Below are 20,708 nucleotides of genomic sequence, written 5' to 3' on the forward strand. Positions count from 1 at the left end.
AGTATGTTTAATCTGTTTTTAACTAAAAAAATCAATTATATTTTCTTTCACCTCTGTGCTGTCTATTATGTTATTTACTCTTACACGAAATTCAGATGAGTTTTGAAGCCCGCTACTGTACCATCCTATATGTTTGCGGGCCATCTTTATTCCTGTATCGCTTCCATAGTACTCAAGAATACTGTCATAATGCTTGAGTATTATGCTTAATCTCTCTGAGGATGTTGGCTCAGAAACTTTATTTCCACTCAAAAAGTTTATTGCTTGATTAATCAGCCAAGGTTTGCCGTAAGCACCACGACCTATCATTACTCCATCTGCTCCAGATTCTTTAAGTGCATTTTGAACATCATTCAAACTCTTAATATCTCCATTTACTATAACTGGAATTTTTACCTGCTCTTTAACATTTCTAACGAATTTCCAATCTGCTTGACCATTATAAAGCTGTGCCCTTGTCCTTCCATGTACAGTAATCATCTTTGCTCCCAAATCTTCTGCAATTTTTGCCAAGCGCGGAGCATTACGATTTTCGTCATTCCATCCAGTACGCATTTTTACTGTAACTGGCACACTCACTGCCTTGACTACAGCTTCTATTATCTCAGCAGCCTTTTTTTCATCACGCATAAGTGCTGACCCTGCGTAACCGTTTACAACTTTTTTAACTGGACAACCAAAATTTATATCTATGATTTTTGCACCCATGCCCTCATTTAACTTTGCAGCTTCCGCCATAACATCAGGCTCACAACCAGCAAGTTGTACAGCGGTTAGTTCATCGACTTTTGCTTTTTGCATGCTCTGGCGAGTTTGCATGATCATAGCTCTGCTTGCAATCATTTCTGAGACTAGCAAACTTGCACCAAGTTTCTTTACAATACTCCTAAATGGATAGTCAGTCACTCCAGACATTGGCGCTAAAATAACTGGAGAATCAATAGTTAGATTTCCTACTTGGAGAGACACAGGATTTCTAGTTGCTAAAAAATGCATTTTTGACACTGTTATAAGCTGTTATTATAACATTTTGCACAAATGAACTTGTGGCAGGTTGTGTTTCCTCTTTCTTACTATCTTCAAGATCAAGCTGCTGTAGAGCATCATGTAAAATTCCACCTTCAGCAATAGCTTCTTTCCACTCTTCGTCCTCCATAAGTGCTTTTGTAAACTCTCTTCTTTTCTCTTGCAATTGTTCTGGACTAGGTTTGTATTTTGATAACTCTCTGTCAATTTCATCAAATGATTTATCCTCATTGAACATTTGCGTAATCCTATGAGCATTTTCTAAAGCAAACACTCCACAATTACAACCATCTTTTTGCTGCTTAGTTGGTGAGCTTCTTATGTTGTCATCATTTCCTATCTCCAACGTTTCCTGCAATATACTCACTATATAATTGACATCAATTTGCTTACTAATTAATTTGTTTTTGTGTTTTCTTGCGCAACTTAATGTTTCTTGAACATCATCTTTTTTTTTCTTAAGGATGACATTGTCTGGATTATTTTCTTTTTCCCTTATCAAATCTCTGATTTCATTGTCTAAAGGCTCCAAACATTCCGCAGTAATCTCATTAGCAAGACTTACATTATCTTTTATTGTTCCATCAATCTTATTTGGTAATTGAGTGCCAAATGAGTCACAGTAGTAAGCTCTAAATTGTTTATTTGTTGATTCGTATGTACCGACTAATGTTACCCAATGATCATTCCCTATATTAACAACTGCAGTAAATGTTTTTTTTGAGTTTTCCCGCTTTACTTCATTTTTGTACTCTTTTAACCTTTCATTTAATGAGTTTACATCTCCAGGAATAGAGAAAAATACATTATTCGTGGAGGATTCTGAATATCCATATTTCACTCTTGCAATATGTGCAATATCATGCTGCTGCAACAAGTAATCATATTTTTTGAGATTTGTCTGATGCATAAGAGTTTGTAAATCTCCATGAAACTCTTTGCCACCCAAACCACTATCTCCTGAAGCATTAGAATTTCTACGACCATTGTTACTTGAGGAAGGTTCACTTTCTGGTGCAATACCACTATCTGTAGATGGATAATAGGAATTTCTACTTACCATCTTATCCGAATCATTTGTTTGTCTTGATATAGCATCTAGTCGACTATCCAGTGATTTACTTCCTGTGAATTTTTGCTCTTTTGGACTCTTTTCTTCCTTTACAGTTCCTTTTTCATGAACATAACCTTTTACCAAGTAAAATAAAGGTTCAATAACCATCTTGTATGTCGCTGCAAGCACTATTCCCATTAAGATCCAAGCTATAGGCTTGGAGATGAGCATAGCAAGTGGTAAGGTCAAGAGGAAAGATTCCATTATCAATCCCAAACAGCCAATGGTAAATGTAGTCGCCAAATATATACAAAAAGCGTAGACAGCAAATCTTCCACCAGCCTTAAGTTTAGTGAAGTGAGTACTCTCTTTAGATTTATTGTATCTTTCTATGATGGCTAACATATTATATCCCAAGTCTATCAATTCTAGCAAATTATGAAGGTAAAATCAATACTAGCATTTATATGTAAAAATATTGAGCATTCAAAGCTTTTGAAGTAGACTGATGATGTTAGTAATAGCACAACATATGCATGATATAGAACATATACGCAAAAACCCTAAAGGATTTGAAAAAGCAATAAAAAGCAGAGGGGTGAAAGAATTTACTACAGAAGAAATATTAGAGATAGACCATAAAAAAAGATTACTGACTACTAAATTGCAAGCTTTAAATAAGCAACGAAACGAGGTCACGGAAGAAATAAAGAGGCTTAAAATGAACAAAAGCCCATGTGAAGAACAAGTAAAGTTATCAAAAAGCATCACAAGTGAGATAGAGACAATCAGCCTCAAGGAGCAAACAGAAAAAAATAAGTTAGTGGATATTTTATCTAACTTACCAAATATTTCTGCACAAAATGTACCAATAGGTGAAGATGAGAGCTACAACGTAGAAATCAGAAAATATGGAGAAAAAAGGCAATTTAGTTTTATGCCAAAATTTCATTATGAACTCGGAGAAAGGTTAGGCTTGATGTATTTTGAGCAAGCAGCAAAAATTTCTGGATCAAGGTTTACAATATTAAAAGGACAGTTAGCTAAGCTTGGACGAGCATTAATAAATTTTATGCTGGAAACACATGTTAATGAATTTGCCTATACTGAGGTTTATCACCCAGCCTTGGTGAAAAACGAGGCGATGTATAACGTTGGTCAGCTACCAAAATTTTCTGATGACTCATATTTAACTACCGATAAATTAAGATTAATTCCCACAAGTGAAGTAGTTTTGACAAATTTAGTTGCTGACAAAATAATAGAAGAAAAAGAACTACCTATTCGTTTTACTTCATATTCAGAATGTTTTCGTAAAGAAGCTGGCAGTGCAGGACGAGATACAAGAGGTATGATAAGGCAACACCAATTTGGTAAAGTGGAATTAGTAAGCATCACAACTGAAGACCAGTCAAATGATGAGCTTGAACGCATGACAAATGCTGCTGAGGAAATATTAAAAAAATTAGAACTACCGTATAGAATAATGCTGCTTTGTAGTGGTGATATGGGATTTGCTGCACAAAAGACTTATGATATAGAGGTATGGTTACCTGAGCAAAATAACTACAGAGAAATATCAAGCTGCTCAAATTGCGGTACGTTCCAGGCAAGAAGAATGAACACTAAATACTTCTTAGAAACTGATAGAAAAACAAAAAAATACGTTCACACTTTAAATGGCTCAGCTTTGGCCATAGGAAGAACAATTGTTGCCATAATGGAGAACTATCAAAATTCCGATGGGTCAGTTACAATACCAAACGTGTTGCAAAGATACATGAGTAATGATACTGTTATAAGCAAACAATAATTTTGACATATAGTAAAGGCGAGGAAACAAAGATGAAGGTTTTGGTTATAGGTTCTGGTGGGCGTGAGCATGCTTTACTTTGGTCTTTAAAGAAGTCTCCTACCTTGACTAAGTTATATGTTACTCCTGGTCGCCCGGCCATGGAGAATTTTGGAGTTCTTGTGGATATAAATATTCAAGATTCAGTGGATGTTACACAATTTTGCAAGAAAGAAAATATAGAGCTAGTGATTATTGGTCCAGAGCAGCCGATAATTAATGGGCTTGCTGATGATTTAACTGCGGAGGGGATAAACGTTTTTGCTCCAAGTCAAGCAGCTGCAAAACTTGAGGCATCAAAGTCTTTTACGAAGGAACTATGTAAACAATACGGTATACCGACCGCCAAGTATGAACGTTTTATTGATGAAAGGTTAGCTAAAAATTTTGTCCGTAGTAATAAAATAAAATTTCCGCTTGTAATTAAAGCAAATGGAATTGCAGCAGGGAAAGGCGTCATAATATGCCACACAGAAAATGAAGCTTTTTCAGCAATAGATTCAATGCTAGTGGAGAAAAATCTTGGTGATTCAGGTGAAGAAATAATCATAGAAGAGTTTTTAATTGGAGAGGAAGTAAGTTTTTTTGCTCTTATTGATGGGTTGAAGGTAGTACCCCTTGGGTGTGCAAAAGATTACAAGAGAGTTGGTGAAAATCACGAGGGACAAAATACTGGAGGCATGGGTTCATACTCATCACCTTCGATTATAAGTAAGGAGATGGAGCAAAAAATTATCCAAAAAATAATATATCCTACAATTCAAGCACTGACTAACATGGGAACATCCTATAAGGGCGTACTCTTTGCTGGTTTAATGATTTGCCAAGATAGTCCAAAGCTTCTTGAGTATAATGTTAGGTTTGGGGATCCGGAAATACAATCTATTTTACCTAGACTTGATCCAAATTGTGATTTGTTAAAGTTGATGTTGTCAGTTGCAGAAGGCAAGTTAAATACAAAAATGGTGGAGTTTAATCACAAAACTACAGTTTGTGTAGTTGTTGCAAGTAAAGGCTATCCTGGTGATTATCAAAAAGGAGAGGTAATTAAAGGATTGGATAAAATTGAAAACATTCCTGGTGTGCTAGTTTTTCATGCTGGTACTAAGTTGGATGAAAGTGGTGATTGGATTTCCGATGGCGGAAGAGTGCTAAATATAGTAGGAGAAGGAAACACTGTGGAAGAAGCTAAAAGTCAAGTGTACTCAGCGTTAAATTTTCTAGAATGGTCAGGTGGGTTCTTCAGGTATGATATTGGTAGTTAATTTAGCTCATGCAGAAACAAAAAAAGTCACTTTGTAAGCAGTAAACTAAAGAAAAACATGATATCTGTTCAGATTCATGTGAAACCAGTGCCTCTTTTCTTGTCATGAAAGCAGCTGACACCGGGATCCAGTTTGATGAAAGCACACTAGCATAGAAAGTGGTTACAACGCTTTTGATGAGATTATATGGAAAACTGGATTACAGTGTCAAGCACTGGAATGACACCCTCTATTATGCAAGTTATCTGCTAATTGCAATATTCGTACAGATGTGGTTCACGCGCTGGAACAACACCCTTGGTGGTAACAGCTAAAGAAAAATATCAACTAGGTTTATAGTCTATTACTACTGTTTTTGCAATTTTGTCGTGAAGAAATTGTTTACGCTGGTCAAGGGTTGCAAATAATATGATTAAGATTGATACAATTATGAATAGACTAGAAATATTGAATAGTGTGTAGCAGATTATAAAATATAATACTCCAGAAACTGCTGTTCTGCTTATTGCTTGTATTAGAGTGATTTTTTCAAGTGTATTTTCGTCTTTTGCACGCATGCGAAGTAACAATTGTCCTGGAGTATCACCAAATTCTATTATCGTAAATACATAAAATATTAGTTCCAATATCAACCCTATTACTTGTATAGCTACTCCCTTATCTAAAATCATTTCAGTTACATTGAGTGATAGAGAATATGCCAAAGTAAATCCAATGATAAATCCGATAATAAACCCCATTACCTGTACTAAAATATAATTGATTGCAAATGCAAAAATACGTCTTGTGATCCCTGCATAACTTATTTTAGTATCCATACACTTTCCATATTTTGCAATGCTATAACAAGTATAAAAGTTCATTATTAAATAACCGTAAATATGCTATTTTAGCAACATTGACCCACTTTATTATTTGAATTAACATTAAATCATTTACAGTTAAGGAAGTTATGTCAACATCAGTCACAGTTGCGTATGGTGATGGTATCGGACCGGAAATTATGGAAGCGGTGCTGTCGATATTGCGTGAAGCGAAAGCAAAGATCTCAATAGATATTATTGAAATAGGGGAGCGTGTTTATAGTAAGGAATGGTCTCATGGAATTTCTCCTAGTGGTTGGGAATCTATCGAAAGGACAAAGATATTACTCAAATCTCCAACAACAACCCCTCAAGGTAAAGGGCACAAAAGCTTAAATGTTGCACTCAGAAAGAACTTAGGGCTGTATGCAAATATTAGACCATGCATTTCGTATCACCCTGTTATAGAAAATAAATTCGATAAATTTGATGTTGTTGTAATACGTGAAAATGAAGAGGACGTTTACACTGGAATAGAGCATAGGCTCACTGGTGACTCGTACCAATGTACTAAAATTATTACTAGATCTGGCTCAGAAAAAATATGCAGGTACGCTTTTGAATATGCGAAAAAACATAACAGAAAGAAAGTAACTTGCCTGACTAAAGACAACATAATGAAAATGACTGACGGCGCTTTTCATACAGCGTTTGATCGTATTGCAAAAGAATATCCGGATATAAAGGCGGAACATTATATAGTTGATATTGGAATGGCATGTGTTGCCACAGAACCCGAGAATTTCGATGTTATAGTAACTGAAAATCTATATGGCGACATATTATCAGATATAGTGGCACAAACCTCAGGTTCTATAGGGCTTGCAGGAAGTAGCAATATAGGTAATGAATATGCAATGTTTGAAGCGGTTCACGGTTCTGCTCCTGATATTGCAGGAAAAAACATGGCTAATCCTTCAGGGCTTTTAAATGCTGCAGTGTATATGCTAATTTACATGGGTCAAGTAGATACTGCAAAACTAATTTACGATGCGTGGCTGAAGACTTTAGAGGATGGAATACACACTGCCGATTTATATAAGAAGAAAAGGAGTAAGCAGAAAGTTGGTACCAAAGAATTTGCAAAAGCTGTTATAAATAATCTAGGGAAAAAACCCACAACGTTATCTGAGCTTATAATTAGCAGTGATTCGGATAGTAAAATAAATAAAGTACGAGACAATTACGAACAAGATTACAAAGTTAAAAAGCTAGTGGGTAGTGATATAACGCTTGCCTGGGATAAATGCAACAATTTTGATCAAATAGTAGGATTATTAGAATCGAGTAATCTGCGGATGATAGCAATATACTCAAAGGGTCTTGCAGTTTGGCCAGGAAGTTCAAAATCTTTAAGTGACCAAATAACTTGTAGGTTTATTGCGAATAGTGAAAAGAAAACTATTACAAATAGTGACGTGAATAATTTACTAATCAAACTCGAAGAAAATAACTTTAATGTAGTGAGAATGGATAAGTTGTATTTATATGATGAAAAAGAAGGTTTTTTCTCTTAATGATTTCTTAAAATATACTAAGGATATAGCTTGTTTATTTGAGATATAGTCATGGGTCAACATTTTAAGTTAACTAGTCGGGAGTTTGATAATAACGCTGACTTGTTTAAAGTATTAGAAATAAAGGCTAAGCAAGTTATAGACAAGAATTATGAAGAGCTTAGTGTAATTTTGAAGCAACAGAATAAGAAGTTGATTTTTGTAAATCATCCTGACAAGGGTGGAGATAAAAATAGATTTGATCAAATTTATAAAGCCTATTAAGAGCTAAAAATATATTGAACCTTTGGAATTAGGAAATCCTTGTATTAAAGTTAGTGTTGGTGCTGAAAGTGATGGTAGTTTAACAGCGCGTGGATTTTATTATAGGAAGAAATTATTTGAAAAGTTAAATATCACTGAAGAGGAAGTGATAGGAAAGAATTTTGTTGAGCTTACTTCCATATTGAAAAAGAAAAATAGCTCACTAGAAGACTTGGAACGCAAAGATAAATTAATTTATAATATAAATTATTGCGCAATATATGGCTCACTTTTCGATTATGAAGTCAAAAAGCTAAGAAATGAGCTTGATAAGCACTTATTGAAGCTTAACATGCAACTGTTTAGTTATATTTCTCCTTTAAAAAAGTGTAGGAATCTAATAAGGGAAGACAAACAAGCACTAATGCAAAAGTTTATAAAGCTTAGAGACGATTTGCTATCTAGTATTTTTAAGGCTAAAGTATATACCTTACTTCCTTTAGCTCTTGCTGAAGCAAGTTATTGTTATTATTTCTTGCCTATTTGGTTAATTGCCAGTAGTACCTTGATGTGTTTATGCTTGCCACTAGTAGCATTAAATTCTATTATGATGCAGTTTTTGGCTTTGTTAACAGAACATTACGAAAAAATACAAAAACTATGGGATTTCTACTGACAAGTATGTAAGTAGAATGAATTGTATTTACTTATGCTATAGTCTTTGTGTTTTTTACCCTTTGCCTATCTTTTTTACTTCTAAGAGCCTGTAAGTGATCTCTGAATATGGTAAGATGAGTTATAGTTTATATGAGGTAAAGTATGAGGGATACATATCCAAGTGACATAAGTTGTGAAAAATTTGAAAAGATTAGACTAATTTTAGAAAGCGTGCGAAAGAAAATAAAGCCAAGAAGATTAGGTTTATACGAGTTATTTTGTGGTGTGCTTTACGTACTAAAAAGTAGCTGTCAATGGCAAATGCTTCCAAAAGAGTTTCCAAGATGGCGAAATTGTTACGATTACTTCAAGAAATGGAGTAAAAAAACGAATGAAGATGGAGAAAGTGTTCTAGAAATTGTCTTAAAAATTGATTGGAGAGAACAGTGGTCGGAATACCAAAACAAGCTTCTGCATTATTGGTGCCCAAAGTGTAAAAATACCGGTAATGCTGAAGAAAAAAGTTATGATGCTGGCAAAAAAAATTTCAGTAATAAAGCTTCATATCGCAGTTGATACACAAGGTTTGACACACGTAATTCATATAACAACGTCAGAAATAACTGATCGTAGCAGTGCTTTGACAATGGTTAAAAATGCTAAAGAAAGTCTCTCTGAAGTTAAAAACATACTGGTTGATGCATGCTACACTGGAGAAAATTTTGCAACACAGATGAAAGTAACTATTGGTGCAACTGTCGAGGTGAAGCGAATTACACACCTTTGCCATATTGCCAAAAAGATGGGTTGTTGAGAGATCTTCTTTTGCCTGGTTGGAAAAATGTAGGCGACTTTGGAAAAATTGCGAGCGTAAACTTAATACTAGCCTACAAATTTGCTTTTATTTCTTTCCTCCTCAAAAGATTATGAACAGGTTCTAAGAGATAAGAAATATAAACCAAAAAGCCATTGGATGACAAAGTTAATGCTTTTTTAGTTTTAATGGTTTATACTCTATCTCTATAATAGTAAAGGAATATTAAAATGGGAGGTGTTTTTTCGATGTCGATGGAATCTTCTAAAGACAATAAAGATAGAAATGAACAATTTCTCATGCAAGTAGCTGCTTGGTTGGTTGATAACACTAGCTTAACTTTTGATCAAATAGCACAATGTTGCAAGTTATCCCTTGAAAAAGTGCAAGACATAGCTGATGAGGAAATAGAAGTTGAAAAGTATGACCCTATTATTTCTGAAATAATTACTGAAAAAGAAATCGATAATTGCGAAAAAAATCCAAATCTTGTACCAAATTTGATTATAAAAAATATAAAAAAAAGGGCAAAGCCGACTGGCTTTCTTGCCTTTGCTTCTACAGCAAGGCGTAGAGATAAACCTAATGCGATTTATTATTTGGTAAAAAATTTTCCTATCCTGAACAATAATGTGATAGCTAAGCTAGTTGGTACAACAAATTACACAGTTGAGCAGGTAAGAGATAGGTCTCATCATAACATACTCAATATCAAACCTCAAGATCCTGTACTACTTGGTTTATGTAGCCAGGAAAATTTAGAAGCGGAAGTAGAAAAAGCGAAAGTAGAAGAGGAGAAGAAACAAAGATTAAAAAATATAAATAACAGCTATTGATGATTCTCAAATTCTTGTGCTTTGTTAATATTAAATTGACTTGTTAGTTTTTATCAGTATGATGCAGGTAAAGTATCTAGTTTAATAATAATTAATTCTAAATACGCATTAAAAACTAGCTCAGCCTAATTTATTGTTTTATATTCACGTTTTAGGTTAGTAAGCATCAATTAAAATTTTTGGAGGATTATGACAACAATCAATGAAGATGTCTTAGCAAAAGGAGAGGTTGTAGGTCAACCTGAAAAGAGCGAACAAATTCATAATGCTGACGCAGTAAGACAAATGACCAGTGAAGCTGCTGAAAAGAACAAGAAAACGTTGGACCTGAGCGAATTGAAGGAGAAAACAGCAGAAGAATTGTTAGAGCTAGCTGAAGAAAGAAAAATTTCAACTAGTGGTAAAGGCAATGGCAGGATGCTAAAACAGGAAATGATATTCAGTTTAATGAAGAAAATGAGTGAAGAAGGAGGCATAACCACAGGAAGTGGAGTAGTGGAAATACTACCTGATGGTTTTGGTTTCTTACGTTCATCAAGTGCAAATTATGCTCCAAGTACCGATGATGTTTATATTTCCAATGGCCAAATAAAGAAGTTTAATTTACGTACAGGAGATATGGCATGTGGAGAAATAAGGCCACCTGGTGACAAGGAAAGATATTTTACTTTAACTAAGGTTCATAGTATAAACTCTACTGAAATCAGTGAATTAAGAAAGTACGTACATTTTGATAATTTGCTTCCACTTTATCCTGAAAAAAGCCTCATCCTTGAGAACAACAGTAGCGGAGATAATAAAAAGGATATAAACATGCGTGCTGTAGATATAGTTACACCTCTTGGAAAAGGACAAAGAGCATTGATAGTTGCTCCACCTCGTACAGGAAAAACGATATTGCTTCAGCAAATGGCTCACTCTATAGCTACAAATCATCCTGAAATAGAACTAATAGTATTACTTATAGATGAAAGACCCGAAGAGGTGACAGATATGATACGCTCTGTAAAGGGTGAAGTGGTAAGCTCTACATTTGATGAACCTGCCTACCGTCATGTCCAACTTGCTGAAATAGTAATAGAAAAAGCTAAAAGAATGGTTGAACACAAAAAAGATGTAGTGATTTTGCTTGATTCTATAACTCGCCTTGCACGTGCTTATAATGCAGTCATTCCTTCGTCTGGAAAGGTTCTAACCGGTGGTGTAGATTCAAATGCGCTGCAAAGACCAAAACGCTTTTTTGGAGCAGCTCGTAATATTGAAAATGGTGGTTCTTTGACAATCATCGCTACAGCCCTTATAGAAACTGGTTCAAAAATGGATGATGTTATTTTTGAAGAGTTTAAAGGCACAGGTAATGCTGAAATTATACTAGATAGAAAACTTGCTGATAAACGTATATTCCCTGCTATTGATATTACAAAATCCGGAACAAGGAAGGAAGAGCTATTAGTTGATAAGGCCATACTAAATAAAATATGGGTATTGCGTAGGATACTTAACCCTATGGGATCTGTTGAAGCAATGGAGTTTTTACGTGACAAATTACTTTTAACAAAGAGCAATGCTGACTTTTTTAACTCCATGAATCACTAAAAGTAAGCCAATTCTAATGGAGCAAAAAAGCAAAGCTCTCTTATAGCTAAAATAATTTGGATTTATCAAAATATATTAAGCTGGCAATCTAACTTAAGTTGCTATTCCAACTTATAGAACTGATTTTGATCAAAAATTTTGTGTAGTCAGTTTATTTACAATCGATTTTCCAGTGTCAGCCACTTAGATGACACCTTTTTGACTATTAGTATTAATATGTTTATACAATTGTGTACCAGTGTTGAAATGACACACTCAAAAGGGGATTGTATTTACTCTGAATCAGATGATAAATTAGATGCTTGGTAAGCGTAATTTGGAGCTTCCTGTGTAATGATTATATCATGAGCATGACTTTCTCTTAACCCTGATGAAGTAATAGTGACAAATTTGCAGTTTTTTTTCATCTCTTCTATATTACGGTTGCCGGTGTAACCCATTGCAGCTTGCAACCCACCAATTAACTGACAGATCACTCCTGAAGCTGGACCTTTAAAAGGAACTCTTGCTTCTACTCCTTGTGGGACTAAATCAAGTTTTGAATCTTGAAAATAACGGCTAGCTGACCCTCGTTTCATTGCACTAATAGATCCCATTCCTCGATATTCCTTATATGCTCTACCCTTATACATGATAATCTCACCTGGGCTTTCCTCAGTACCAGCAAAGATTGAACCTATCATCACAGTATCAGCACCAGCTGCAATAGCTTTTGCAACATCTCCCGAATATTTTATTCCACCATCAGCAATTAGTCTGACGTTTTTTGTTTTACAAACCTCTGCAATATTCTTGATCGCAGAGAATTGTGGCATACCAACGCCTGTAACTATTCTGGTAGTACAAATTGATCCTGGCCCTATTCCAACTTTCACTGTATCAACACCAGCATCAATCAACGCTTCAGCAGCCTCTGTTGTTGTGATATTTCCGCCGATTAATTGAGTATTAGGATACATCTTTTTTATTTCCTTAATAGTGCTGATAACGTTCTGGGAATGACCGTGAGCGGTATCTACAATAACCACATCAACCTCTTCTTCGACCAAAGCTTCACATCTTTCTATGCCGTCTTTTTTACCAGTACCAATTGCAGCGGCAACTCTGAGTCGACCTTTACTGTCTTTACATGAATTTGGATATCTATTGTATTTTTCGATGTCTTTAACTGTGATTAGACCTATGCAACAAGAATTTTCATCAACAACCAAAAGCTTCTCTATTCTATTTGCATGCAACAATTTCATTGCTGAGGCGCTGTTTACTGCCTGCTCTCGAACTGTTACTAACTTATCCTTTGTCATTACCTCGGAAACTTTTGTATTCATGTTATGGTCTTCAATAAACCTTACATCTCGATTAGTTAAAATTCCCACCAACTTGCGTTGATCAACTACAGGAATGCCGGAATAATTATACTCTCTCATTAATGAAACTGCTTCTGCAACTGTTTTATCTGGGGAAATTGTAATTGGGTTATACACGATCCAGCTTTCATATTTTTTCACCCTTCTTACTTCTAACACTTGTTCATCTATTGATAAATTCTTATGTATGCAACCTATTCCACCATGTTGGGCAATAGCTATTGCAAAGCCTGATTCAGTGACAGTGTCCATTGCAGAGGATATGAGAGGGATATTTAGTTCTATATTATTTGTTAGATAAGTTCTTGTGTCTGCATCACGAGGCAATACATCAGAATAGGAAGGTAAGAGAAGTACATCGTCAAACGAATAACAAGCTTCCATTTTTTTTCATATGCTTTATTTAAAGCTTATACGCCAATTAATGAAATTGCAATAGAGCTTTTGCAAAATTAGCCTGGCTCCAGCTATTTTTAGATCAAAATAGGATAGAATAGGTATGCAGCTCCTAATATATTTATCGCATAATTACATTATTTGCTAGCAAACAGAACTGCTCAATAGTTAAGCTTTCTGGACGTTGGTCTCCACTCAGTTTAGCATTCTCAAGAGTAGTTGAGACATCACTAGTTATACTTTGCAAGCTATTCCTCAGCATCTTTCTTCTTTGAGCGAACACAGCACGTGTTAGCTTTGTTAAGGTTTCTAAATTTACTGCAAATCTTGGAGTGGGTAAAGGTTTTACTGTAATTACTGAAGAATATACTTTTGGTCTTGGAAAAAATTCCTTAGGTTCAATATCAAATTCCTTTTTTATGTCGCATAGTAACTGGCTTAGCACTGATAGGGAACCATAATCTTTAGAATTAGGTTCTGCTGTAATACGCTCTGCTACCTCCTTTTGGAACATTAACGTCAAATTCGTAAAAAATTTTATATTATTTAACCACTTTAAAAATAATGCTACTGAGATATTGTAAGGCAAGTTAGCAATGACTTTGACTGGACATTCTACCAGCTCTTTTTCTACAACATTAAGTGCATCTGATTCTATAATTCTATATTTTCCCTGATGCTCATTTAGCAATTGTTCGTGATGTTTCACTAAACTACTATCTTTTTCTATAGAAAGTAGAAACTTTGGATTATACGCCAATATTTCTCTTGTTAACGCACCATACCCAGGACCAATTTCAATAACATTAAAATCTTTCAGGCTACCAGCTAGGGCAACTATTCTTTTTGTTATCTCATTCGATAAAATAAAATTTTGCCCTAGACTCTTTTTTGGCTTCAGTGAAAATTTTTTCATATGATCTTAGTATGCAGTATTTTAAAAATTAGTTGACGAAAATTCATCAATAATTGTATATTATCAGTGTATTTAATGCCGGCTTAGCTCAATTGGTAGAGCAACTGACTTGTAATCAGTAGGTTGTCAGTTCAAGTCCGACAGCCGGCACTCTTATCCATACAAGTAAAGTTGATGTCCTTTTTAATAGTAGCAAATTGGAAAATGAATGGAACGCGTTCTTCATTTGTTAACTTTATAGGCAGACTTAACAACAAGAGCAACGAAATTACCTCTAAATTAGTAATTTGCCCTCCTTTTACATCATTTCCAAGCAGCATAGAGTTGAACAATAATATTAAAATAGGAGGACAGAATTGCCATCATAAAGAATCCGGTTCTTACACAGGTGAAATTAGTGCAGGAATGTTGAAGGAACTAGGATGTAGTTACGTAATACTTGGACATTCTGAAAGGGCTCATGAAAAAGATAGTGAAATAAAACTTAAATCGAAAACAGCAATAGAATCAGGATTACACCCAATCATCTGTGTAGGTGAAAACTCAGAAGATTATAAAAATAAAAAAACAAAAGAAGTAATAGAATATCAATGCAAAAACCGTTTGCCAACACAAGGTGAATATACCATAGCATACGAACCGATATGGGCAATAGGAACAGGAAATGTGCCAAATAATGACGCAATTGCTGAGGTGATAGAGATAATAAAATTGTGTACTGGTAAAAAACACATTATATATGGTGGCTCAGTCAGCTCAGAAAATATAGGAAACTTGCTCAGTATTCCAAATCTATTAGGAGTTTTAATTGGTAGTGCAAGCTTAGATTTTGATCACTTTTATCAAATTACACAACAAGTCGAGAAAAAACTTTCTCTTAATTAATTCTAAAGGATAAACATTCTTATTATAATGGTAAGGGAGTTGGAGAAATGTTTCAAGGAGTTTTCTGTTGGCTAAGGTTGTGACAATAAAGTTAAGCACTGCCAAAAACTATGGAAGAAGTCATTATAATTTGTATTATATCTTTCATAAAATGGTTCGCATAAGTTATCTAGAAGTGCAACTAAACAAATACAAAAATCAAAGTGTTGCGGTTTTCGGCCTTGGTAAAACTGGTTTGTCCGTTATTAATGCTCTAACAAAAAGCAGTGCAAAAATATATGCATGGGATGATAATAAAGAGCAAATAGCAAATGCAAAAAAAATATATAAAGAGTGTAACTATACTCATCCCAATGAGTATAATTGGCATGAGATAAGCACACTAGTGTTGAGCCCTGGAGTGCCAATACCAACGCATTGGGTAGTAAAACTTGCAAGAAGCTTTGACTGCAAAATAAAATCAGACATTGAGCTATTTCTCGAAACTAAAACTACAAGCCAGAAGGTTGTAGGCATCACCGGAACAAATGGCAAATCAACCACCACGTCACTAATAGGGCACATATTAAAATCCACAGGGAAAAAAGTAGCTATTGGCGGGAATTTAGGTGTGCCTATTTTGGATTTAGAAAGAGATGCAGAAATTTATGTAATTGAATTCTCCTCTTTTCAATTGGAGCTAATAAATAAAATTAATGTAGACATTTCTGTATTGCTCAACATCACACCAGACCACATAGATAGACATGGAAGTATGAATAACTACATAGCAACTAAATTAAAACTGATAAACAGTAGCAAGATTGCCGTGATAGGATGTGATAACAAAATTACCGCTGATGTATTCAATAAATTCACTGGGAACAAAATTCCAGTTTCAGTAACATATTCCCTGGTGTCATTCCAGCGTATGACCAGAAAAGAAAAACCATTGCCAACTACTCAGATGATAGAGGGTAGTGCAAGAGATCTAATATCATTGGCAGATAACAATTTGCTTGATTATAGTGAACAGATTACTGGTATAGATCGAAATTATCTGGATCCCAGTGTCAGCTACTTGGATGACAAAAGGAGTACTGAGATTCAGGAGATCTCGCTAAAACTAGAGAATCACAACTTATCAATGAGTGATATGAAAGTAAACCTAGTATCCAATGTAGAAAATATAGTAGCTGCACACGCTGTGTGCAAGTTACTTGGAGTAGATAGCAGCACTATTGTCAATGAAATCAAATCCTTTCCAGGGCTAAGACACAGAAATGAATTTCTTGGCAAAATACATAATGTACTTTTTATCAACGATAGCAAAGCAACCAATGCAGAATCGACCGAAAAGGCAATTTTATCTTATAAAAACATATATTGGATTGTTGGCGGAAAAAGGAAAAAAGGCGGAATAGAATCATTAATCAAGCATTTCACCAAGATTAAAAAAGCTTTTCTTATTGGAGAATCAACTGAAGTTTTTGCAAACATTATGGAGAACAAAATAGATTATATGAAGTGCTATAATCTAGAAAACGCATTTAAACTGGCTTTTGAAGAGGCCATAAATAGCAAAGAAGAAGTAGCGATATTACTTTCTCCTGCATGTTCTTCTTTTGATCAGTGGAAAAATTTTGAAGAGCGCGGTGAAGCATTGTGCAGAATGTTTGAAAATCTCAGGTACAATTATATATGATGTTTAGTATAGTAATGTATGGAACAAAAGTTAATAGTAGATGAGCTGATTAAGGTTATTCCATTTGAAGGAATAAGTGACGCAACCTTATTGAAAATGTGCACGAACCTTAACCTAGCCAATAGTTTTTGTAAATTTCAAAATGGAATATATAGTGCTTTGGAGTACATAGCAGAGGACTTAAATAGCTCAATGGAAACTGAACTTTGGAATTCCAACTTAGAAGATATGAAGGTAAGAGAGAGGATAAAGTTAGCTGTCCAAATACGCCTTTCAAACTATGCTAAATTACAAAATTACAGAGAGTTTTTAAAAAATGTTTTATCATTTTCCATATTACCCCAAAATACATATTTTTCTAGTAAACTCTTGTACAGAACTGTTAGCGCGATTTGGTATGGCATTCATGATCAATCAACAGATTTTAACTACTATACAAAAAGAGCAATATTAGCTGGAGTGTACTTAAGTACGATACTCTTTTTTATCAATGATTATTCAGAAGATTTTGTAGATACCCTGTCGTTTCTTGACAAACGTATCAATAATGTCATGGCATTTCAAAAGTTTAAAACCTGTTTGAATAGAATGGTAAGAAACTTCTTATAGCCTCTTTACTTATACGGGTTACTCGTATTTATACCTAAAGCTGCCTTGATTTTTACGTTAAGATAATTGAACATCAACTAACAGTGAGCTTAACAAAGAACTTGATTGAAAGCAATACACTAGAAAGTAGTTTTCCTGGAAACTTGAAGTAGACAGAATTGATACACATAAAGCTGATCCATGTAAAAAAGTATCTGTTCAGATACACGACCAATGCTGTGTGATCCGTAGAGGTTATTACAATAAGAATGTAAGATCAAATAGAAATTTGGATTTGCAGTAGTTTATAGACCTTATTACAATTGCAAAGGATAAATTAGTTAATCTAGGTAAACTACGTCTGAGTTGGATAAAACTATACAAAATGACTACTTTTAGCAGCAAACATTAGAGCAGTTTTTCCAAGAGCAGTTTTTTTCATAGTCAAAATGAGGTAGACTAGGAGTACTAACTGCATAATTAACACCTGCGTTTGCTATTTCTACTAAGTATTTTACTACATCCAAGTGACCTGCTTGAGCAGCATCAAGTAAAAAGAGTGGAGCAACTATCTCCATGAAGCTTCTTTTGCCTTTTTTTGGTTGCTTAATATTTATAGCTAAAGCTTCAGGGTGTCATTTCAGTGCGTGACGCAGAGATGTACGTAGATTGAAGATCAGTGCTTGAAACTGGAATCCAGAAATTTTTTGAGAACACAAGTTATGCTAAGTTTTTGTTGGTAAGAAAGTCTGATGTCTGGGCACTGGGATGACAGTAGTGTGAGATGGGGCTACTTGGCGATGACAAAAAAGAATGTACTGGGATGACAAGAAATAGGGCAAATGTATAAAAATAAATATTTCTATATTCGGGAAATTGTGGACTTTAATATATCTGAATTTAGTAACTTCAATAAATTGTGATATATCTCTTACAGATTCATTCAAACTTAATTAAGTGGGAGTATTGTTAATGCGAAAAGGGTTTAATTAAAATGGTATGGCGTGTGAGGAAGACATACATCAATTGGTAGAAAATGGATTTGATATTAACTCAAAAGATGTAAGCGGAGTCACTCTCTTGCATAAGTTTACAAAAGAAGGAGATTTAGTTGGAGTAAAATCATTATTAGAGCACGAAGCTGACTTTAATGTTGTGGACAATGAAAATAGAAATCCACTGCATTATGCTATTATGCATGGACACAAAAAAATTGCTAAACTTCTTGTTAATCAACTGACAATTAATTCTAGAGATAAAAATGGATTTACTCCACTTTACCTTGCTACACTACAAGATGACACAGAATTAATGGATTTTTTAATAACAAAAGGCGCAAAAATTAATGAAAGAGATGCTGAGGAAGGCTATACTCCTCTTCACATAGCTTCACTATACGGTTCTAAAAAGAGCGTCCAGATTTTAATTGATAGCGGAGCAGATCTTGAATGTGAAGATAACAACTTTCGTACTCCTTTATTTTTGACCATTTATCAATGTACTACACATTATGAAAGTAGAGCAGGGATTATAGAATATCTGATAAAGAAAGGTGCAAACATAGAAGCAAAAGATGCAGAAAATAATACTACGCTTTTTCTAGCAGCATATAACAACAAAATGCAACTGGTAAAGCTTATTGTAAAGCAAGCAAAAGCTAGGTTAAAAGAGTTTATTTGCACAAAAAACAAACATGGTTTTGATGCACTGGATTGCGCTATTAAGCATAATAATAGGCAAATGGCAACATTTCTTGTCTCAAAGGGAATAGGAGCAGATGAACAAGATTATAGCGGTAACACCAGGTTACATGAAGCTAGCTATAATGGTGATACTAAAGCAGTTAAGTTCTTATTGGAGCTTAAGGTAAACGTTAATGCCGTCACTAGATGCAACAGAACTCCTCTGCTACTTGCAGCTAAAAAAGGCCATGTAGAAATTGTAAGAATGTTGTTAGCAGTAAAAGCCAATATGAACATTTGTGATCAACAAGGTTTTTCACCTCTACATCTTACTATTCAAAAGGATTATTTTGATATAGCTCAGCTATTAATAGAAAAAGGGGCAATTAAGTGTAGTAAAGATTATACTATAATAGGATTATTTATTGACAAGGCTCGTAGCAAAAAAAATATTGAAGAAAATGACAAAAAATTTTGTAGGTTTTTGATGCTTTACTTGAAAGAGCTACATAGTAAACACAAAGCCTTGTATGTACTTTCAATCCTAGCTCTAAGCTTAACAATTATAGGTTTACCGTTTATTTTCAAGCCTATTATTAAATATAGAGAAAGAAGTAAAATATATAAAAAAATTAGGGCTATGCTGATTTATATTTAAGTACAACAGGAGAACTAAGCTAAATAAAAATGGAATTAAATGTATCCGTTTAGCAGAGTGGCAAAATAAAATAGACAAAACCATAAAAATAAATGGTGTCATGCAATTTGAGCTTAGGCATAGATCCCACATAAATTTTTTGGTACATATTTTTTCAACACTAATTTCATATTCCATTCAAAGAATATTAATATTGGCATATAAGTATGAACATTATGCTAATATAATTACTTTTTAGGTATACATGGTAAATTTATGCCTGGAAGCAGTTTTTAGTTATTTCCTACACTTTCTTTATAAAAATTACAGGCGCCTTTTATTAGCTAAAGTAAAGGTCAAGTATCTGGAATTCTGGACATAAAATCCTCCTGTATAAAAAGATTAGAAAAAAAATGCAGCGCACATATGACAGAAGTGTGTATACGCTGAAAAAGATACGCTACGTTTTTTATTGAAAAGTTAACTGAAAGTCTGCAGACAAAGATAGATTTTGAGCTCTTAAAATATCTCTAATTGTCATTATAATCAGATTCAAAATATGAGGAAGTAATTTTTTTGACAATAGATTTCTTGCATAACCAAGTGTCATGCCAGCTGGGATCCAACTAAGTTGGTAAATACTTTACAACGTCTTTTACGCGAAAAGGCTGGATGTAAGTGTCACGCACTGGCATGACATCGTCTTGGATGAAAATCAGTACGTGATGCACCAAAAATTGTGCATTAAAAGGGTGTCATTTGAGTAACTTTTTTTGTTGTCATGCCAGTGTCAGCTACTTTCATGACACCTATTTGTTCCTATGATAGTC

17 protein-coding genes, 1 tRNA gene and 2 pseudogenes are annotated in these 20,708 nt (G+C 34.4%); 14 read left to right on the forward strand and 6 right to left on the reverse strand.

Features of this window, described 5'->3' with window-relative positions; translation table 11 throughout:
- Positions 1-18: 18 nt before the first annotated feature.
- Positions 19-996 carry a tRNA dihydrouridine synthase DusB gene (gene dusB, locus wTKK_RS04845; protein ID WP_407512453.1) on the reverse strand — a complete coding sequence of 326 codons (978 nt, stop codon included), beginning with the start codon at positions 994-996 and terminating at the stop codon, positions 19-21.
- On the reverse strand, positions 977-2,485 hold the full coding sequence (locus wTKK_RS04850) for a C48 family peptidase (RefSeq protein WP_407512454.1): 1,509 nt from the start codon (positions 2,483-2,485) through the stop codon (positions 977-979). The genes dusB and wTKK_RS04850 overlap by 20 nt, the downstream gene beginning before the upstream one ends.
- 127 nt (positions 2,486-2,612) lie before the next feature.
- Here wTKK_RS04850 and serS point away from each other — a divergent pair, with 127 nt between their 5' ends.
- The 3 genes and pseudogenes from serS to wTKK_RS06290 form a co-directional block, all read left to right on the forward strand.
- Entirely contained in the window at positions 2,613-3,893 is a 1,281-nt protein-coding gene (serS, locus tag wTKK_RS04855) for a serine--tRNA ligase (RefSeq protein ID WP_407512799.1), read from the forward strand.
- 32 nt (positions 3,894-3,925) lie between these two features.
- Entirely contained in the window at positions 3,926-5,197 is a 1,272-nt protein-coding gene (purD, locus tag wTKK_RS04860) for a phosphoribosylamine--glycine ligase (protein ID WP_407512801.1), read from the forward strand.
- Between the two features lie 183 nt (positions 5,198-5,380).
- Positions 5,381-5,446 (forward strand): annotated as a pseudogene (locus wTKK_RS06290) (WPE palindromic element domain-containing protein); the annotation flags it as partial.
- 74 nt (positions 5,447-5,520) lie between these two features.
- On the opposite strand, the gene wTKK_RS04865 reads toward wTKK_RS06290, so the two are convergent.
- A complete protein-coding gene (locus wTKK_RS04865) occupies positions 5,521-6,015 on the reverse strand; it encodes an RDD family protein (protein WP_407512455.1) in 495 nt (164 codons plus the stop codon).
- Between the two features lie 134 nt (positions 6,016-6,149).
- Here wTKK_RS04865 and icd point away from each other — a divergent pair, with 134 nt between their 5' ends.
- The 6 genes and pseudogenes from icd (at position 6,150) to rho (ending at position 11,723) form a co-directional block, all read left to right on the forward strand.
- On the forward strand, positions 6,150-7,577 hold the full coding sequence (icd, locus tag wTKK_RS04870; RefSeq protein ID WP_407512456.1) for an isocitrate dehydrogenase: 1,428 nt from the start codon (positions 6,150-6,152) through the stop codon (positions 7,575-7,577).
- A 51-nt stretch (positions 7,578-7,628) separates the two neighbouring features.
- A complete protein-coding gene (locus wTKK_RS04875) occupies positions 7,629-7,841 on the forward strand; it encodes a hypothetical protein (protein ID WP_407512457.1) in 213 nt (70 codons plus the stop codon).
- 22 nt (positions 7,842-7,863) lie between these two features.
- A complete protein-coding gene (locus wTKK_RS04880; RefSeq protein WP_407512458.1) occupies positions 7,864-8,496 on the forward strand; it encodes a hypothetical protein in 633 nt (210 codons plus the stop codon).
- 143 nt (positions 8,497-8,639) lie between these two features.
- A pseudogene (locus tag wTKK_RS04885) lies at positions 8,640-9,407 on the forward strand (IS5 family transposase).
- A 114-nt stretch (positions 9,408-9,521) separates the two neighbouring features.
- Entirely contained in the window at positions 9,522-10,127 is a 606-nt protein-coding gene (locus wTKK_RS04890; RefSeq protein WP_407512459.1) for a cell cycle transcriptional regulator TrcR, read from the forward strand.
- Between the two features lie 189 nt (positions 10,128-10,316).
- Positions 10,317-11,723, forward strand: a complete 1,407-nt coding sequence (gene rho, locus wTKK_RS04895) for a transcription termination factor Rho (RefSeq protein ID WP_407512460.1) — start codon at positions 10,317-10,319, stop codon at positions 11,721-11,723.
- Positions 11,724-11,995: 272 nt separating this feature from the next.
- On the opposite strand, the gene guaB is transcribed toward rho, so the two are convergent.
- The gene (gene guaB / locus wTKK_RS04900) at positions 11,996-13,474 is read right to left on the reverse strand and encodes an IMP dehydrogenase (RefSeq protein ID WP_407512462.1); all 1,479 of its coding nucleotides are present in this window, start codon (positions 13,472-13,474) and stop codon (positions 11,996-11,998) included.
- Between the two features lie 133 nt (positions 13,475-13,607).
- The gene (rsmA, locus tag wTKK_RS04905) at positions 13,608-14,402 is read right to left on the reverse strand and encodes a 16S rRNA (adenine(1518)-N(6)/adenine(1519)-N(6))-dimethyltransferase RsmA (RefSeq protein ID WP_407512464.1); all 795 of its coding nucleotides are present in this window, start codon (positions 14,400-14,402) and stop codon (positions 13,608-13,610) included.
- Positions 14,403-14,479: 77 nt separating this feature from the next.
- Between rsmA and wTKK_RS04910 the strand changes: the two genes are divergently transcribed.
- The 4 genes from wTKK_RS04910 (at position 14,480) to wTKK_RS04925 (ending at position 17,580) form a co-directional block, all read left to right on the forward strand.
- Positions 14,480-14,552, forward strand: a tRNA-Thr gene (locus wTKK_RS04910).
- A 24-nt stretch (positions 14,553-14,576) separates the two neighbouring features.
- Positions 14,577-15,287 carry a triosephosphate isomerase gene (locus tag wTKK_RS04915; protein ID WP_407512466.1) on the forward strand — a complete coding sequence of 237 codons (711 nt, stop codon included), beginning with the start codon at positions 14,577-14,579 and terminating at the stop codon, positions 15,285-15,287.
- A 151-nt stretch (positions 15,288-15,438) separates the two neighbouring features.
- Positions 15,439-16,971 (forward strand): Mur ligase family protein, encoded by a 1,533-nt coding sequence (locus wTKK_RS04920; RefSeq protein WP_407512803.1) that lies wholly within the window; start codon positions 15,439-15,441, stop codon positions 16,969-16,971.
- Between the two features lie 18 nt (positions 16,972-16,989).
- Positions 16,990-17,580 (forward strand): COQ9 family protein, encoded by a 591-nt coding sequence (locus wTKK_RS04925; RefSeq protein ID WP_407512468.1) that lies wholly within the window; start codon positions 16,990-16,992, stop codon positions 17,578-17,580.
- Between the two features lie 374 nt (positions 17,581-17,954).
- Here wTKK_RS04925 and wTKK_RS04930 read toward each other — a convergent pair whose 3' ends face one another.
- Positions 17,955-18,137: a hypothetical protein gene (locus tag wTKK_RS04930; protein ID WP_407512469.1), complete on the reverse strand. Its 183-nt coding sequence runs from the start codon at positions 18,135-18,137 to the stop codon at positions 17,955-17,957.
- 421 nt (positions 18,138-18,558) lie between these two features.
- Between wTKK_RS04930 and wTKK_RS04935 the strand changes: the two genes are divergently transcribed.
- A complete protein-coding gene (locus wTKK_RS04935) occupies positions 18,559-19,899 on the forward strand; it encodes an ankyrin repeat domain-containing protein (protein WP_407512471.1) in 1,341 nt (446 codons plus the stop codon).
- The last annotated feature ends 809 nt before the right edge of the window (positions 19,900-20,708 follow it).

Origin of the sequence: Wolbachia endosymbiont of Trichogramma kaykai (assembly GCF_045765165.1) — a bacterium.
Lineage (GTDB): Bacteria > Pseudomonadota > Alphaproteobacteria > Rickettsiales > Anaplasmataceae > Wolbachia.

Bases quoted from the DNA above. Each gene is read 5' to 3' on its own strand.
- wTKK_RS04875 (WP_407512457.1), top strand. From the start codon at position 7,629: ATGGGTCAACATTTTAAGTTAACTAGTCGGGAGTTTGATAATAACGCT.
- wTKK_RS04915 (WP_407512466.1), top strand. From the start codon at position 14,577: ATGTCCTTTTTAATAGTAGCAAATTGGAAAATGAATGGAACGCGTTCT.
- wTKK_RS04920 (WP_407512803.1), top strand. From the start codon at position 15,439: ATGGTTCGCATAAGTTATCTAGAAGTGCAACTAAACAAATACAAAAAT.
- rho (WP_407512460.1), top strand. From the start codon at position 10,317: ATGACAACAATCAATGAAGATGTCTTAGCAAAAGGAGAGGTTGTAGGT.
- icd (WP_407512456.1), top strand. From the start codon at position 6,150: ATGTCAACATCAGTCACAGTTGCGTATGGTGATGGTATCGGACCGGAA.
- serS (WP_407512799.1), top strand. From the start codon at position 2,613: ATGCATGATATAGAACATATACGCAAAAACCCTAAAGGATTTGAAAAA.
- purD (WP_407512801.1), top strand. From the start codon at position 3,926: ATGAAGGTTTTGGTTATAGGTTCTGGTGGGCGTGAGCATGCTTTACTT.
- wTKK_RS04925 (WP_407512468.1), top strand. From the start codon at position 16,990: ATGGAACAAAAGTTAATAGTAGATGAGCTGATTAAGGTTATTCCATTT.
- wTKK_RS04850 (WP_407512454.1), bottom strand. From the start codon at position 2,485: ATGTTAGCCATCATAGAAAGATACAATAAATCTAAAGAGAGTACTCAC.
- wTKK_RS04935 (WP_407512471.1), top strand. From the start codon at position 18,559: ATGGCGTGTGAGGAAGACATACATCAATTGGTAGAAAATGGATTTGAT.
- rsmA (WP_407512464.1), bottom strand. From the start codon at position 14,402: ATGAAAAAATTTTCACTGAAGCCAAAAAAGAGTCTAGGGCAAAATTTT.
- guaB (WP_407512462.1), bottom strand. From the start codon at position 13,474: ATGGAAGCTTGTTATTCGTTTGACGATGTACTTCTCTTACCTTCCTAT.
- wTKK_RS04865 (WP_407512455.1), bottom strand. From the start codon at position 6,015: ATGGATACTAAAATAAGTTATGCAGGGATCACAAGACGTATTTTTGCA.
- wTKK_RS04930 (WP_407512469.1), bottom strand. From the start codon at position 18,137: ATGGAGATAGTTGCTCCACTCTTTTTACTTGATGCTGCTCAAGCAGGT.
- dusB (WP_407512453.1), bottom strand. From the start codon at position 996: ATGCATTTTTTAGCAACTAGAAATCCTGTGTCTCTCCAAGTAGGAAAT.
- wTKK_RS04890 (WP_407512459.1), top strand. From the start codon at position 9,522: ATGGGAGGTGTTTTTTCGATGTCGATGGAATCTTCTAAAGACAATAAA.